Source organism: Baekduia soli, assembly GCF_007970665.1.
GTDB classification, from domain to species: Bacteria; Actinomycetota; Thermoleophilia; order Solirubrobacterales; family Solirubrobacteraceae; genus Baekduia; species Baekduia soli.
Map to the genome: position 1 here is coordinate 1,857,649 of NZ_CP042430.1, position 13,956 is coordinate 1,871,604.

14 protein-coding genes and 2 pseudogenes are annotated in these 13,956 nt (G+C 74.8%); 8 read left to right on the forward strand and 8 right to left on the reverse strand.

Annotated elements, in window-relative coordinates; genetic code table 11:
• Positions 1-30 precede the first annotated feature (30 nt).
• Both FSW04_RS08610 and FSW04_RS08615 read left to right on the forward strand, forming a co-directional pair.
• Entirely contained in the window at positions 31-1,047 is a 1,017-nt protein-coding gene (locus FSW04_RS08610) for a peptidoglycan-binding domain-containing protein (RefSeq protein WP_187369355.1), read from the forward strand.
• Positions 1,048-1,149: 102 nt separating this feature from the next.
• Positions 1,150-1,860: an LOG family protein gene (locus tag FSW04_RS08615; protein WP_187369356.1), complete on the forward strand. Its 711-nt coding sequence runs from the start codon at positions 1,150-1,152 to the stop codon at positions 1,858-1,860.
• Here the strand turns inward: FSW04_RS08615 and FSW04_RS08620 are convergent.
• Positions 1,817-2,935 (reverse strand): phospholipase D-like domain-containing protein, encoded by a 1,119-nt coding sequence (locus FSW04_RS08620; RefSeq protein ID WP_187369357.1) that lies wholly within the window; start codon positions 2,933-2,935, stop codon positions 1,817-1,819. The two genes, FSW04_RS08615 and FSW04_RS08620, sit on opposite strands and share 44 nt — an antisense overlap.
• A gap of 78 nt (positions 2,936-3,013) precedes the next feature.
• Here FSW04_RS08620 and arfB point away from each other — a divergent pair, with 78 nt between their 5' ends.
• The 4 genes from arfB (at position 3,014) to FSW04_RS08640 (ending at position 6,248) form a co-directional block, all read left to right on the forward strand.
• On the forward strand, positions 3,014-3,427 hold the full coding sequence (arfB, locus tag FSW04_RS08625; protein WP_146918312.1) for an alternative ribosome rescue aminoacyl-tRNA hydrolase ArfB: 414 nt from the start codon (positions 3,014-3,016) through the stop codon (positions 3,425-3,427).
• Positions 3,428-3,492: 65 nt separating this feature from the next.
• Positions 3,493-4,281 carry a SigB/SigF/SigG family RNA polymerase sigma factor gene (locus FSW04_RS08630; protein WP_146918314.1) on the forward strand — a complete coding sequence of 263 codons (789 nt, stop codon included), beginning with the start codon at positions 3,493-3,495 and terminating at the stop codon, positions 4,279-4,281.
• 53 nt (positions 4,282-4,334) lie between these two features.
• Positions 4,335-5,852, forward strand: coding sequence for a long-chain-fatty-acid--CoA ligase (locus tag FSW04_RS08635; protein WP_146918316.1), 1,518 nt, complete (start codon positions 4,335-4,337; stop codon positions 5,850-5,852).
• Between the two features lie 192 nt (positions 5,853-6,044).
• The gene (locus tag FSW04_RS08640; protein WP_146918318.1) at positions 6,045-6,248 is read left to right on the forward strand and encodes a cold-shock protein; all 204 of its coding nucleotides are present in this window, start codon (positions 6,045-6,047) and stop codon (positions 6,246-6,248) included.
• A 78-nt stretch (positions 6,249-6,326) separates the two neighbouring features.
• Here FSW04_RS08640 and FSW04_RS08645 read toward each other — a convergent pair whose 3' ends face one another.
• From FSW04_RS08645 to FSW04_RS08665, 5 genes and pseudogenes are all read right to left on the reverse strand, one after another.
• Positions 6,327-6,686 carry a rhodanese-like domain-containing protein gene (locus FSW04_RS08645; RefSeq protein WP_228431039.1) on the reverse strand — a complete coding sequence of 120 codons (360 nt, stop codon included), beginning with the start codon at positions 6,684-6,686 and terminating at the stop codon, positions 6,327-6,329.
• A gap of 52 nt (positions 6,687-6,738) precedes the next feature.
• The gene (locus FSW04_RS08650) at positions 6,739-8,076 is read right to left on the reverse strand and encodes a glutamate decarboxylase (protein WP_146918320.1); all 1,338 of its coding nucleotides are present in this window, start codon (positions 8,074-8,076) and stop codon (positions 6,739-6,741) included.
• An 11-nt stretch (positions 8,077-8,087) separates the two neighbouring features.
• Positions 8,088-8,327: a hypothetical protein gene (locus FSW04_RS08655; RefSeq protein ID WP_146918323.1), complete on the reverse strand. Its 240-nt coding sequence runs from the start codon at positions 8,325-8,327 to the stop codon at positions 8,088-8,090.
• A 566-nt stretch (positions 8,328-8,893) separates the two neighbouring features.
• Positions 8,894-9,274, reverse strand: a pseudogene (locus FSW04_RS28375) (ParB N-terminal domain-containing protein); the annotation flags it as partial.
• 148 nt (positions 9,275-9,422) lie between these two features.
• Positions 9,423-10,250, reverse strand: a complete 828-nt coding sequence (locus FSW04_RS08665; RefSeq protein WP_187369358.1) for a GNAT family N-acetyltransferase — start codon at positions 10,248-10,250, stop codon at positions 9,423-9,425.
• A 124-nt stretch (positions 10,251-10,374) separates the two neighbouring features.
• Between FSW04_RS08665 and FSW04_RS08670 the strand changes: the two genes are divergently transcribed.
• On the forward strand, positions 10,375-10,995 hold the full coding sequence (locus tag FSW04_RS08670) for a metallopeptidase family protein (protein ID WP_146918327.1): 621 nt from the start codon (positions 10,375-10,377) through the stop codon (positions 10,993-10,995).
• 11 nt (positions 10,996-11,006) lie between these two features.
• Positions 11,007-11,969, forward strand: a complete 963-nt coding sequence (locus FSW04_RS08675) for a hypothetical protein (RefSeq protein ID WP_146918330.1) — start codon at positions 11,007-11,009, stop codon at positions 11,967-11,969.
• 15 nt (positions 11,970-11,984) lie between these two features.
• On the opposite strand, the pseudogene FSW04_RS08680 reads toward FSW04_RS08675, so the two are convergent.
• A pseudogene (locus FSW04_RS08680) lies at positions 11,985-12,658 on the reverse strand (response regulator).
• Positions 12,646-13,884 carry a sensor histidine kinase gene (locus FSW04_RS08685; protein WP_146918332.1) on the reverse strand — a complete coding sequence of 413 codons (1,239 nt, stop codon included), beginning with the start codon at positions 13,882-13,884 and terminating at the stop codon, positions 12,646-12,648. Before FSW04_RS08685 ends, FSW04_RS08680 begins: the two are co-directional and overlap by 13 nt.
• Between the last annotated feature and the right edge of the window lie 72 nt (positions 13,885-13,956).

Below are 13,956 nucleotides of genomic sequence, written 5' to 3' on the forward strand. Positions count from 1 at the left end.
GGTCTGGTGGCCGCCTTCGCGGCTGCCGCGGTGCTCCTCGTCCCCGCCGCCGCGGGCGCCGCCACCTCGGCCTCGAGCACCAGTTCGGCCGCTCTGGGCAAGAGCACCCTGCGCCGCGGCGACACCGGCGCCGCGGTCAAGGCGCTGCAGCGCCTGCTGACCCGGGCCGGGTTCAAGACCACCGCCGACGGCCAGTTCGGGTCCGGCACCGCGAAGGTCCTGCGCCGCTTCCAGCGCGCGGCCGACCTCAAGGCCACCGGCGTCGCCGACGCGGCCACCGTCAGCGCCCTGCGGCGCGCCACCAACGGCTCGGCGTCGCGCAACACCAACGGCGGGTTCGGCCTGCGCAGCGCCGGCGGGTCCCAGCACCTCGGCGACCGCATCCCGCTCCAGCAGGGCATGAGCGGCCACGACGTCCGGATCCTCCAGGACTTCCTCACCCGCGCCGGGTTCAAGACCGGCATCGACGGCGAGTTCGGGGCGGGCACCCTCAAGAGCGTCAAGCTCTTCGAGACCGACCGGCAGGTCGCCCAGGACGGGATCGTCGACGCCGCCGACATCGACCTCCTGCGCTCCCTGGTCGCCGGGGACGGTGGCGCCCCCGCCACGGCGGCCCAGCCCCCGCCGCTGGCGCCCGGCGACAAGGCCACGATCGGCGCCGACGGCCTGGCGGTCGCCCCGGCCAGCGCGCCCGACCCGGTCAAGCAGATCATCGCCGCCGGCAACGAGATCGCCAAGACGCCCTACCACTACGGCGGCGGGCACGGCACGTGGCAGGACACGGGCTACGACTGCTCGGGCTCGGTCTCCTACGCGCTGCATGGCGCGGGCCTGCTCGACCAGGCCCTGCCCTCCGGCGACTTCACCTCCTGGGGCGAGCCCGGCCCCGGCCAGTGGGTGACCCTGTACGCCAACGGCGGCCACATCTACATGATGGTGGCGGGCCTGCGCTACGACACCAGCGGCCGCCAGCAGGACGGCACGCGCTGGCATGCCGACACCCGGTCGAGCAGCGGCTACACGGCCGTCCACCCGCCCGGCCTCTGATCCGAAGGCTCCGCGCAGGGGTGCGTGGCGACGGCGGGGGGCCCCGGGCCGCCCGCCGCCGACCTGCCGGCGCGCGGGGCCGGTGCAGTACAACACCGGTCCGTGCCGCCGCACCCCGAACGCCCGCCCGCGACCACCGACGAGGAGCTGCTCGGCACCAAGCGCCGCTCCATCGTCGCCACGCGCACCGAGTCCGAGCGCGTCGAGGTCATCGAGCACGAGCTGCGCACGGGCTTCGGCGCGCTGCGCGAGCTGGGTCCCGCCGTGTCGTTCTTCGGCTCGGCGCGCACGCCGCCCGAGGCCGACGCCTACGCGAAGGCCCGCGAGACCGCACGCCGGCTGGGCGAGGCCGGCTTCGCGATCATCACGGGCGGCGGTCCCGGGATCATGGAGGCCGCCAACCGCGGCGCGCGCGACGCGGACGCCACGTCGGTCGGGCTGAACATCGAGCTGCCGTTCGAGCAGGCGGCCAATGCCTACCAGGACATCGAGCTGCGGTTCTCATACTTCTTCACCCGCAAGCTCATGTTCGTGCGCTACGCCACGGCGTTCGTGGTCATGCCCGGCGGCTTCGGGACGCTGGACGAGCTGTTCGAGGCGCTCGTCCTCGAGCAGGTCGACAAGATCCGCGACTTCCCCATCATCCTGTTCGGGACGGCGTTCTGGGCGGGCCTGCAGGCGTGGATCGTCGAGCGCCTGCTCGACGAGGGCCTCATAGGCCCCGCCGACCCCGGGCTGCTCGTGGCCACCGACGATCCGGCCGAGGTCGTCAGGCTCGTCGAGGCGGCGCGGACGCGCCAGGAGGACCCGTGACCGCCGACGGCGCCACGGGCGGCGTCACGTCGTCGTAGCGGGCGCGCACCGCGTCGATGTAGTCGGCCATGTGCTGGGCGACCCCCGGGTCGTCGATCTCCAGCACGTTCTCGGCGTTGAGCTCGCCCGACCGCGACAGGTTGAACGAGCCGACGAACGTCACGTCGTCGGCGACCGTCACCTTGGCGTGCATGTAGTCGTGGACGGTGCCCGGCGCATAGGGCGTCGAGCGCTTGCCGTGGAAGGCGGCCCCCTCGAGCACCTGCGCGAGCAGCGGTGCCTTCCACGACGACGCGGGGTTGGCGCCCCACTGGTCGAAGACCTGCAGGACCTGGGTCCAGTCGCACACCCCGGCGACGTCGACGCGCCGCTCGGCGCAGACCTCGGCCAGGGTCCCGAGCACGGGCCCGGAGGTCAGCACGGGGGAGGCGATGCGCACGCGGCGGCGGGCGCGGCCGATGACGGCCGCGATGCGGTGGGCCAGCGCCTCGCCACGCCCCGGGCAGAACCAGGGCGCGACCGTGGCGGTGCCGCCGACGGAGACCGCGACGGCGTCGCGCTCGCCCGAGCCCTCGACGCGGCCGCGGGACCACAGGTCGTCGAAGTCGCGCGCGTAGGCGGCCGCGACCGCCGCCGAGTCGACGGTGACGATGACGTTCTCCTCGCGGGTCCACGAGTCCAGCGTCCAGTTCGTCGATCCCGTCCACACGCCGGTCCCGTCGCGCACGACGTACTTGTGGTGCATGAGGTCCGGCTCGCCTCCGATGCCGCGCAGCGGCACGCCGAGCTGGGCGAGGATGTCCGGACGGGTCCGCGGCGGCGGCGGGAACGGGACGCGCCGGGCGCCGTCGACGTTGTAGGCGATGCGCACCGCGACGCCGCGCCCCGCGGCCGAGCGCACGGTGCCGGCGACGGCGTCGCCGACGGCGCCGGGCAGGCGCACGTCGTACAGCGCGATGTCGAGGCTCGTGTGGGCCGTGCCCAGGAACGCGATGAGGTGGGCCGCCACCGCCTCGGCGGTCTGGCCGCCGTCGGTCAGGGTGTGCAGCGTGATGGGTCCGTCGCGTCCGTCCATCGGCGGGCGCGACGCTACCGGCCGCGCCACCTGCTTGCATGCACGATCGCCCGGTGCCCCGCGCCGGCCGACCGCGCCATGAGCGACGACGCCCTGCATCCCACCCGCTCGGTCCGCATCCCGCTGACCGAGGTCGTGCTGCGGGCGAGCCGGTCCTCGGGGCCGGGCGGCCAGCACGCCAACGTGACCGCGTCGCGGATCGAGGCCTCCTTCGACGTGGCGGCCTCCACGGCGCTGACCCCCGAGCAGCGCCGCCGCGTCATGGACCGCTGCGGGCCGGTCGTGCGGGCGGTGGCCCAGGACGCCCGCAGCCAGGCCCGCAACCGGGAGCTGGCCCTCCAGCGCCTGGAGGAGCGCCTGGCCCGCGCCCTGCACGTCCAGCGCTCGCGGACCCCGACGCGCCCCACGAAGGCCTCGCGGACGCGCCGCCTGGACGCCAAGGCCCGCCGCTCGTCGGTCAAGCGCGCCCGCCGGCCACCGGGCGACGACTGATCCGACGCGCCAGGTCGGGGCCCGCGCCGTTTACCGCGTGGTCCGACCGGGAACCTCCAAGGTCTATGACGGTCGTTTCCACGCCTCGTCCCGCCGAGGGCACCACCCACCTGCCCCCGCGCACCGACGCCCAGCTGCTGGAGGCCTATGCGCACTCGCGCGATCCCCGTCTCCGCAGCGCCCTCGTCGAGCGCTTCCTGCCGCTGGCCCGCTCGATCGCCAAGCGCTACCGCAAGGCCGAGGAGCCCTTCGACGACCTGCTGCAGGTCGCCAGCCTCGGGCTTCTGAAGGCGATCGACCGCTTCGACCCCGCCCGCGGAATCGCGTTCTCGAGCTTTGCCGTGCCGACCATCGTCGGCGAGCTGCGCCGCCACTTCCGCGACCGCTGCTGGTCGGTGCGCCCGCCGCGCGAGCTGCAGGAGCGCGCGCTGGAGGTCGACAAGTACCGCACCGAGCTCACGACACGGCTGGGGCGCTCACCGTCGGTCCGCGAGATCGGCCAGGCGCTCGAGCTCGACGACGAGCAGGTGCTCGAGGCGCTGCAGGCCCAGCAGGGCATGCGCGCCACGTCGCTGGACGCCCCGCGCGGCAACGGCGAGGACCAGGACGCCACGCTGGCCGACGCGTTCGGCGCCGAGGACCCCGAGCTGGGCCGCGCGGAGCATCGCGCGACGCTGTCGCGGCTCTTCGAGCGCCTCGACGAGCGCGAGCAGCGCGTGCTGCGCCTGCGCTTCGAGGAGGACCTCACCCAGGAGGAGATCGGCCGCATCGTCGGCGTCTCCCAGATGCAGGTCTCGCGCATCATCCGCGGCGCGGTGGGCAAGCTGTCCGCGTCGCGCGGCCGGTCGCTCTGACCCGTCGTCCCGGTGGGCGGCGGACCTCACGCCCCGCGGGATGGGGTCGGGCGATGAGCGCCAACCTCGCGACGATCCTCACCGCCTCCGCGGGGCGTCATCCCGACCGCGTCGCGCTCAAGCTCGACGACGCGGATTTCAGCTACGCGTTGCTCGACGAGGCCGCCGCGCGGGTGGCGGCGATGCTGAAGGCCAAGGGCGTCGAGCCCGGCGACCGCGTCGGGATCATGCTGCCCAACGTCCCCTACTTCCCCGTGGCCTACTACGGGGTGCTGCGCGCCGGCGGCGTCGTCGTCCCGATGAACGTCCTGCTCAAGGGCCGCGAGGCCGGGTTCTACCTCTCGGACCCGCAGGCCAAGCTCCTCTTCGCCTGGCACGACTTCGCCGACGCCGCGCGCCAGGGCGCCGAGGCGGCCGGGGCCGAGCTCGTCCTCGTCAAGCCCGGCGAGATCGAGGGCATCATCTTCGAGCACGAGCCCGACCCCGAGGTCGCCGAGCGCGCCGACGACGACACCGCGGTCATCCTCTACACGTCGGGCACGACCGGGACGCCCAAGGGCGCCGAGCTCACCCACAGCAACATGCGCCGCAACGCCGAGGCGTCCGTGGCGCTGTTCGGGCTGGCCGAGGACGTCGTGGTCCTGGGGGCACTGCCGTTGTTCCACTCCTTCGGCCAGACGTGCGGGATGAACGCCACGATCCTCGCGGGCGGCTGCCTCACGCTCATCCCGCGCTTCGAGCCGGCCAAGGCCCTGGAGATCATCCAGCGTGACCACGTCACCGTCTTCGAGGGCGTGCCGACGATGTACAACGCGATGCTGCACCTCGACGGCCGCGAGCAGTACGACACGTCGTCGCTGAAGGTCTGCGCCTCGGGCGGCGCGGCCCTGCCCGTCGAGCTGCTGCACGGCTTCGAGGCGGCGTTCGGCTGCAAGGTCCTGGAGGGCTACGGCCTCTCGGAGACCTCGCCGGTGGCCTCGTTCAACCACCCCGACCGCGAGCGCAAGGCGGGGTCCATCGGCACGCCCATCGAGGGCGTGGAGATGAAGGTCGTCGACGAGTCCGACGACGAGGTGGCCCCCGGCGAGGTCGGCGAGATCGTCATCCGCGGCCACAACGTCATGAAGGGCTACTGGGGCAGGCCCGATGCGACCGAGGAGGTCATGCGCGGCGGGTGGTTCCACACGGGCGACATGGCCAAGGTCGACGAGGACGGCTACTTCTTCATCGTGGACCGCAAGAAGGACCTCATCATCCGCGGCGGCTACAACGTCTACCCGCGCGAGATCGAGGAGGTGCTCTACGAGCACCCGGCCGTCCGCGAGGCCGCAGTCGTCGCCGTTCCGCACCCCGAGCTGGGGGAGGAGGTCGGTGCCGCCGTCGTGCTCAAGGACGGCGAGGACGTCGACGAGGACGCCATCCGGGCCTACGTGAAGGAGAACGTCGCGGCCTACAAATACCCGCGGCACGTGTGGTTCGTCGACGAGCTGCCCAAGGGTCCCACCGGCAAGATCCTCAAGCGTGAGATCGAGGCGCCGGACGTCGAGTCCGCCGGTTCGCAGGACGGCTGACCCACGGCGGCCGGGCCCGATCCGGGTCCGCGTTCACCGCGGATTCACGGACGGCGCTTGCGACACCTGGTACGTTCCCCGGCGAACGGCCGGGGGTTGGCCCCGGTGGACAAGTCGTGCGGGCGTCGCAGGTGGCAGGAGCGTCTCCTCCCAGACGAAACGCAGCACACGAGGGACGGAGAGAACACTCACATGCCCAGCGGAACCGTGAAGTGGTTCAGCGACGACAAGGGGTTCGGGTTCATCACCCCGGACGCCGGCGGCAAGGACCTGTTCGTGCACCACAGCGCGATCATCGCCGACGGCTACCGCTCGCTGCCCGAGGGCGCGAGCGTGACCTACGAGGAGGAGAGCGGGGACAAGGGGCCCAAGGCCGTCAACGTCCAGCGCGTCTGATCCGCCGCGCGGCGGTCGTCCGCCCGCGCACCGAAGCTCCCGGAGGCCCGCCCTGGCGGGCCTCCGACGTGCTGCGGGTCAGTGGTCGGCGACCGACCCGTCGGGCGGGTCCAGCGGCAGGCCCGCGTCGTGCCAGGCCTGGATGCCGCCGGCCAGCGACCAGGCGTCGAAGCCGGCCCGGCGGAACGCCTGGGCGGCCATGAGCGACCGGGCGCCGAGACGGCACTGGAACACGACGGGCCGCTGGCGGTCGATCGTCGCGGCCTGCGAGCTCAGGCGCTCGAGCTCGATGTGGCGGCTGTCGCCGGGGATGCGCCCGGCATCCCACTCGTACTGCTCGCGGACGTCGATGAGCTGGATCTCACCGGCGTCGAGGCGCCTGCGGACGTCGTCGGGGGTCACTTCCAGCTCGGGATCGGCCAAGGGGTGCTCGCTCACGTGTGGTCCTCCGGGAATCGGGCCCCGAGTCTAGGAGACCGGCGCCCCGGGGTCAGTGGTGGAAGCCGATGCGCGCGCCGGGCGCACGCGCCTCGTCGCCCGTGAGACGGGCGACGACGGACTGCAGGTCGCGCACGAGCAGCCCGGCCATGTCGCGGCTGAAGCCGTTGCGCACGACGATCCGCAGCACGTGGAGGTCCTCCAGGCCCTGGGGCATCGGGTAGGCGGGGACGATCCACCCGTGCGCCCGCAGGCGCTCGGAGACGTCGTAGACCGTCCACCCCGCGTCGGGCGCCGCGACGCTGAAGGCCAGCACGGGGAGCTCCTCGCCGCGCGACAGCAGGGAGAACGCGCCGATCGACCCGATCTCGCGGGCCAGCCAGCGGGCCACGTCGCGGCAATCCTGGCCCACCGCACGGTAGCCCTCACGCCCGAGGCGCACGAAGGTGTAGTACTGCGCGGCGACCTGCGCACCGGGGCGCGAGAAGCTCAGGCCGTAGGTCGGCATGCTCCCGCCGAGGTAGTCCACGTCGAAGACGAGCTCGCGCGGGAGCGCGGCCTCGTCGCGCCACAGGCCCCAGCCGATCCCCGGGTAGACGAGCCCGTACTTGTGGCCCGAGGCGTTGATGGACTGCACCCGCGCCAGGCGGAAGTCCCAGACCAGATCGGGGTCCAGGAACGGCGCGATGAAGCCGCCCGAGGCGGCGTCGACGTGCATCGGCACGTCGGGCCCGCCGCGGTCGCGCAGCGCGTCGAGCGCAGCGGCGATGCCGGCGACCGGCTCGTAGGTGCCGTCGAACGTCGAGCCGAGGATCGCCACGACGCCGATCGTCTGCGCGTCGCAGGCGGCCACGGCCCGCTCAGCGGTCAGGTGCGTCGTGCCGTCGCCGACGCGCAGCAGGCGCGGCTCGACGTCCCAGTAGCGGCAGAACTTCTCCCAGCAGACCTGGACGTTGGCGCCCATCACGAGGTTCGGGCGCCCGGTGGCGCCGCGGGCGCGCCAGCGGCGCTGCAGGGCGATGCCGGCGAGCATGCACGCCTCGCTGGAGCCCGTGGTCGAGGTGCCGACCGCGGTGCCCGGCGCGCCCCACAGGTCGCCGAGCATCGCCACGCAGCGGCGCTCGAGCTCGGCGGTCTGGGGGTACTCGTCCTTGTCGACGAGGTTGCGGTCCTGGCACTCGGCCATGAGCTCGCGCGCCTCGGGCTCCATCCACGTCGTCACGAACGTGGCGAGGTTGAGCCGCGAGCGGCCGTCGAGCATCAGCTCGTCGTGGACGAGCTGGCGCGCGGCGTGGGCGTCGATCGAGTGCTCGGGCAGACGGCCGCGCGGGATCTCGACGCGCCCGTCGAGGCCGAGCTGTGGGCGCACCCAGATCGCGTCGTCGTCCATGTGTACGGGTCCTAGCCCGTGAGCACGCCGGCCAGGGCGCGCGGCGGCACCGGGTCGGCGGCCAGGAGCTCGCCGGCCAGCGCGCGCAAGACGCCGAGGCGCTCGCGCGGGTGCAACGAGAACGCGTACTCCTGCGCGGCCTCGTGGCCGGCGATGCCGAGCGAGGCGCGGTGCTCCTGGGTGGCCACGCGCGCGAGCACGAGCCCGAGCACGTAGGCGTCGAGGTCCTCGGCCTGCACCCGCGGCGCCACGCCCCCGGGCCGCGGCGCGGCGGCGCCGGGCGGCGGTCGTGCGCGCGGACCTCGGCGCCGTCGAAGTCGCGGTCCTGGGCACGCTCGCCGGGCTGGGGTCGGTCGCTCTCGCGGGCCGCGGCCCAGCGCGCCTCGTCGAGCTTGCGCGACAACTCGTCGTAGTCCTTGGGCTTGGGCGGCACGTAGCCGACGCCGAGCTTGAGCGCGCCGCCGCTGATCTCGCCGTCGGCGTGCTGCTGGACGAGGTCCTCGGCGCGCTCCTCGCTGACCGCGCCGCGCGCGATCCCGCGGCGGACGATGTCGGCGGCCGTGAACGAGAGGTCGCCCTGCTCGACGCGCGTCACGATCGCGTCGGGGAGGTCGAGCAGCCGCAGCGCCTTGCGCGTCCACTCCAGCGGCGCGCCGACCAGGCGCGAGACCTCCGCGGCCGTGAGCTGCGGGTCCTCGCTCATGATGGCCCGCGCGGCGCGGGCGAACTGCACGGGCTCGGGGCGGCTCTGGTGGAAGTTCTCGGCGAACTGCATCGTGAGCGCCTCGCGGCGCGAGATGTCGTCGATGAGCGTGAACCGCCACTCGCGGTCGCCCTCGGCGGCGTCCAGGAGCTGCATCGCGCCGAAGCGGCGGCGGCCGGCCAGCAGCTCGTAGGGCTGGTCGTCCTCGCCGGTGGCTCGGACGAGCGGTGGGTGCAGCAGGCCGGTCTCCTTGATGGAGACCGCCAGCTCATGGAGGTCCGGCAGCGGGCCGGTGCGCATGTTGACCATCGTGCGCACCTGAGCCAGGCGCGCCGCGATCGCGCGGTGCTCCTTGGCTGCGGTGGGGGACAGGGGAGCCTTGCGCAGGTCGGCGTCGCGGGCCTCGCGCTCGGTGCGCGATGCCTCCTCGCGCAGCTGCGCGACCTGTTCTTCGGCGTCTTGGAGCTTGTCGACCTGGGACATGGAGTCGCGCATCGAAGCAGACGCCCCGGAGGTCTCCGCAAACGCCCTGCACCGGGGCGGTTCGGGGGTGGGGGGCGTCGTGGGGCGCGGGCGGTCGCCGGCGATCGTGCCGCCGTGCGCGGGGAGGGGCGACGGGCGGCGGGGCGCCGGTCCCGACGCCCTACCCCCAATACAGGTTGAACAGGCCGAACTGGCGGTCGGGGCGCCAGGCCACCGCAGGGCCCAGGCGCATGCGCAGCGCGTCGTTGAGCCGCACGAAGCGCCAGGTCCGCAGGGCCTCGGTCGCCGCCGCGTTCCCGTCGGGCACGATGAGCGTGCCGGCCGCGGGACCCGCCGTCGCCGCGGCCATGAGCGCCACCCCGACGTCGGGGTCCAGCGCGCCGATGGCCGTGCCCGCGCCCCAGGGCGACGCGATCGCCCAGCCCGCCATCCTGCCACCGGCGTCGCGGACCGCCACGCCCGCGGGCGCCTCGATGACGTCGAGCACCGCGTCGCGCCGCTCCCCGGTCACCGCCGCGTCCAGGGCGCGCAGGTGCGCGCGATCCTCGGAGCGCACGGGATGCAGGTCGGCCTCCGGCGCGGCGCCGGCGACGCCGCGCCAGGCGATCGCGCGCTCCTCGGCGACGAAGCCGAGCCGTTCGTAGACCGGGCGCCCGGCCTCCGTCGCGTAGAGCAGGACGGTGCGGGCGTCGCGCGCCTGCAGCCACGCGACGGCGGCCTCGGTCAGCGCCGCGCCCAGGCCCCGGCGCCGGGCCTCGGGCAGCACGCCGAGCGCGCCGATCCAGCCCGTGGTCGCGAAGGCCGCCGTGCACACCACCCCACCGATGCCCTCGGGCCCGGCGGCGACCAGGATCGCGCCGTGCGGCGAGAGGCGCGGGTAGTCCAGCAGTCGCGCGACCTGGGTCCCGAAGCCGGCCCGGCGCAGGACCTCGACCACCGTCGGGATCTCGAGGTCGGTGGCCGGCCGGATCGCCGCTGCGACACGCACCACCGGCAGCCTATCCATCCCTCCCGCGCCAATCGGGTCGCTCGGGCCCGCGGTCCGGCGGGACACCGGTGCGCGCCGCGGAGCGCCGTCGCGCGTGCGCGACGGCGCTAGTCTCGTTGCGGACATGCGCCGCACCGCCTTCGCCGCCGTCTTCGCCATGAGCCTCGGGCTGTCGGCGATCGTCGTCCTGCAGGGCGGCTTCAGCTCGATCGGCATGGTCCGCATCCTCGAGATCCTCGCCGTGATCCTCGTCGGCGCCGCGGTGCTGATGTCCATCATGTCGATCGTCGGCCTGCGGCTGGCGGGATGGCGCGAGCCGGTCTCGGAGACCGAGTTCGAGGAGGTCGTGCTGCGCGCCGAGCGGCTGGCCCGCGAGGGCACCGCCGCCGAGCCCGACGAGGGCGAGTTCCTCGACCTCGACCCCTACGACGACCACGACTTCGAGGAGCTCGTCCGCGACGCGATGGACGACCTGCCCGACCTCCTGCGCGCCGCCTTGGACCGCAACGTCGCCGTCGTCATCTCCGACGGCGGCCGCCGCCGCGGCGCGTACGGCCTCTACCACGGCGACGGCGCACACCGCGACGAGGTCCCCGACCGCATCGTCATCTACCGCGACACGCTGCGCCGCGACTTCGGCCACGACGCCGAGCTGCTGCGCGAGCAGGTCGTCGTCACCGTCCGCCACGAGCTCGCCCACCACATCGGGTTCGACGAGCTCGGCGTGCGCGACCTCGGACTCTGACCCCGGCGCCTGTGGCCGTCGCGCCGCGCTTTGCGTCGTTCGGCCCGCGCGGCGGCTACGAGTCGTTCTTCCTGCGCGCCGTCGACCCCGACCGTCCCCGGGCCGTCTGGCTGCGCCACACCGTGCACCGCGCTCCGGGGCACGTCCCGGCGCTCGGCGCGATCTGGATCACGCTGTTCGACGCGGACGCACCGGCGCCTGTGACCCACAAGGTGACGCTCCCGGCGCCCGAGGCCCTGCCCGACGGCGTGCGCATCGGCGACAGCCGCTTCGGCCCGGGCGCCGTGCGCGGCGGCGACGAGGCCGCGGCCTGGGACCTGGAGTGGGACGGCGCGGCGGCGCCGCTGCGCCACCTGCCCACCGAGCTGCTGTACCGGACCGCGCTGCCGCGCACGAAGCTCGAGGCGCTCGCGCCGCGGGCGGCGTTCCGCGGCACGGTGACCGTCGGCGACACGACGATGCGGCTGCACGGCTGGCCCGGGACGGTCGGCCACAACTGGGGCACCGAGCACGCCGAGCGCTGGATCTGGCTGCACGCCGTCGCCCTCGACGGCGCGCCCGGGGCCTGGCTGGACCTCGCGCTGGGCCGCGTGCGCGTCGGCCGGGCGACGACCCCGTGGATCGCCGACGGGGCGCTGGAGCTCGACGGCCGCCGCCTGCGCCTCGGGGGCCCGGCCGCACGGCCCCGGGTCGCCGAGACCGCCACGGCACTGGACCTGCGCCTGCGCGGCGGCGCGCTCCGCCTGCGCCTCACCGTCCACGCGCCGCCGTCGCAGACCGTCGTCTGGCGCTACGCCGACCCCGGCGCCCGCGAGCACCACGTCGCGCACTGCTCGGTCGCGGCGCTGGAGGCGGTCGTCGCTCCGCGCGACGGCGGCGCGGTCCTCCTGCGCACCCGGCACGGCGCCGCCTACGAGCGCGGCATGGCCGAGGCGACGCACGGGCTGCCCGTCCAGCCCCACGGCGATCCCTGACGGCCGGGGCTCCGGTCATGCGCCGGCCGACCCGGAGGCCCTCAGCCACGCCAGGACCGCGAGGACCCGCAGGTTGCCGCCCGCCGCCGCGTGCAGGCCGAGCTTGCCGAAGATGCTCGTGACGTGCTTCTCCACGGCGCCCTCGGTCACCACGAGCCGCCCGGCGACCGCCGCGTTGGACAGGCCCTGGGCCATGAGCTCGAGGACCTCGCGCTCGCGTGGCGTCAGCTCGGACAGCGGGTCGTCGGCGCGGCGGCGGGCCAGGAGCTGGGCGACGACCTCCTGGTCGATCGCCGTGCCCCGTCGGCGACCCGCGCGACCTGGGCGACGAAATCGGCGGGGTCGGCGACGCGGTCCTTGAGCAGGTAGCCCACGGCGGGCCTGGACGGGTCGACGTTCTCGGCCAGCAGCTCGGCGGCGTAGGACTCCTCGACGTACTGGGACAGGACGAGCACCGGCGTGCCCGGGACGAGCCGGCGCGCCTCGAGCGCCGCGCGCAGCCCCTCGTCGCGCTGGGAGGGCGGCAGCCGCACGTCGACGATCGCGACGTCGGGCCGGTGCTCCTGCACCGCGGCCACGAGCGCGGGCCCGTCGCCCACCGCGGCCACGACCTCGTGCCCGTGGGCCTCGAGCAGGCGCTGCAGGCCGTCGCGCAGCAGCACGAGGTCCTCGGCGATCACGATGCGCACGGCAGCTCCGCCCGCAGGACCGTGCCCCGGCCGGGTGCGCCGGTGACGGTCAGCCGCCCGTCGAGGGCCTCCACGCGCCCGCGCAGACCGGCGATGCCCGTGCCCCGACGCGCGTCGGCGTCGCCGCGGCCGTCGTCGCGCACCTCGACGACCAGGCGCCCGCCGGCCAGCGTCCCGGCGACCTCGCACCGGTGCGCGCCGCTGTGCTTGGCCACGTTGGTGAGCGCCTCGGCCACGGTGAAGTAGGCGGCCGACTCGACCGCGGCGGGCAGCCGCTGCGGCACGTCCATCGCCACGGTGCAGGGGACGGGGCACCGCGCGGCCAGGGCCGAGACGGCGGCGTCGAGGCCGCGGTCGGCGAGGATCGCCGGGTGGATCCCCCGGGCGAGGTCGCGCAGCTCGACGAGCGCGGTCTTGGCGTCCTCGTGGGCGCCCTCGAGCAGGCGGGCCGCGCCGTCGGGATCGCTGTCCAGCCGCTCGCGTGCGAGGCCGAGGTCCATGGCCAGGGCGACGAGCCGGGCCTGCGCGCCGTCGTGCAGGTCGCGCTCGATGCGCCGCAGCTCGACGGCGGCGGCGTCCACGGCGCCGGCGCGCGAGACCTGCAGCTCGGTGATGCGCTCCTGCTCGTCGCCGCGCAGCAGCGCCTGGGCCAGCAGCGCCTCGGCCAGCGCGCACCCGCGCACGGTCCAGGCCGCCGCGACGACGGCCGGCGGCCCGGCCAGGACGCCGATCGCGATCTGCTCCCAGGTCCGGTCGGCCGTGAACGCTCCGAAGTCCACGCCGCCCGACACCGACCAGGCCCACGCCGGCGCCGTGATGAGCGCCAGGGCCACCGACCACGCGATGACGCCCACGCAGAACGCGCCGAGCCCGAAGGCGAAGAGCACGACGGCCCACACGAGCTCGCGCCAGAGCATGGGGTCGCGCAGCGCCGCGGCCAGCCGTGCGGGCAGGTTGCGACCCTGCCACGTGCGGCGCGACAGGGGGATCGGCACGCCGGCCAGGGCACCGCGGCGGCGCTCGAGGTTCGCCCACCAGCGGACGACCCATGCGTCGGCGTAGAGCTTGACGAAGCCGACCAGCGTGATGAGCAGCAGGACGCCCGTGACCGGGCCGGCGAACACGAGCGTCAGCGACGCGCAGCCGGACACGAGGCCGAGCGTGAGGTAGGTGAGGTCCACCCACGGCGTGGCGGTCATCGGGAGCGTGAGGATGCGCCGGAGCACGCCGTGACCTTCGCAGGGGACCGGGGACCGCACAATCCGGCAGGCCGCCGCGCGCGGGGTGGGGGAACCCGG

Coding starts and splice junctions, on each gene's coding strand:
- FSW04_RS08620 (WP_187369357.1), bottom strand. CDS start 2,935: ATGGACGGACGCGACGGACCCATCACGCTGCACACCCTGACCGACGGC.
- arfB (WP_146918312.1), top strand. CDS start 3,014: ATGAGCGACGACGCCCTGCATCCCACCCGCTCGGTCCGCATCCCGCTG.
- FSW04_RS08630 (WP_146918314.1), top strand. CDS start 3,493: ATGACGGTCGTTTCCACGCCTCGTCCCGCCGAGGGCACCACCCACCTG.
- FSW04_RS08635 (WP_146918316.1), top strand. CDS start 4,335: ATGAGCGCCAACCTCGCGACGATCCTCACCGCCTCCGCGGGGCGTCAT.
- FSW04_RS08640 (WP_146918318.1), top strand. CDS start 6,045: ATGCCCAGCGGAACCGTGAAGTGGTTCAGCGACGACAAGGGGTTCGGG.
- FSW04_RS08650 (WP_146918320.1), bottom strand. CDS start 8,076: ATGGACGACGACGCGATCTGGGTGCGCCCACAGCTCGGCCTCGACGGG.
- FSW04_RS08670 (WP_146918327.1), top strand. CDS start 10,375: ATGCGCCGCACCGCCTTCGCCGCCGTCTTCGCCATGAGCCTCGGGCTG.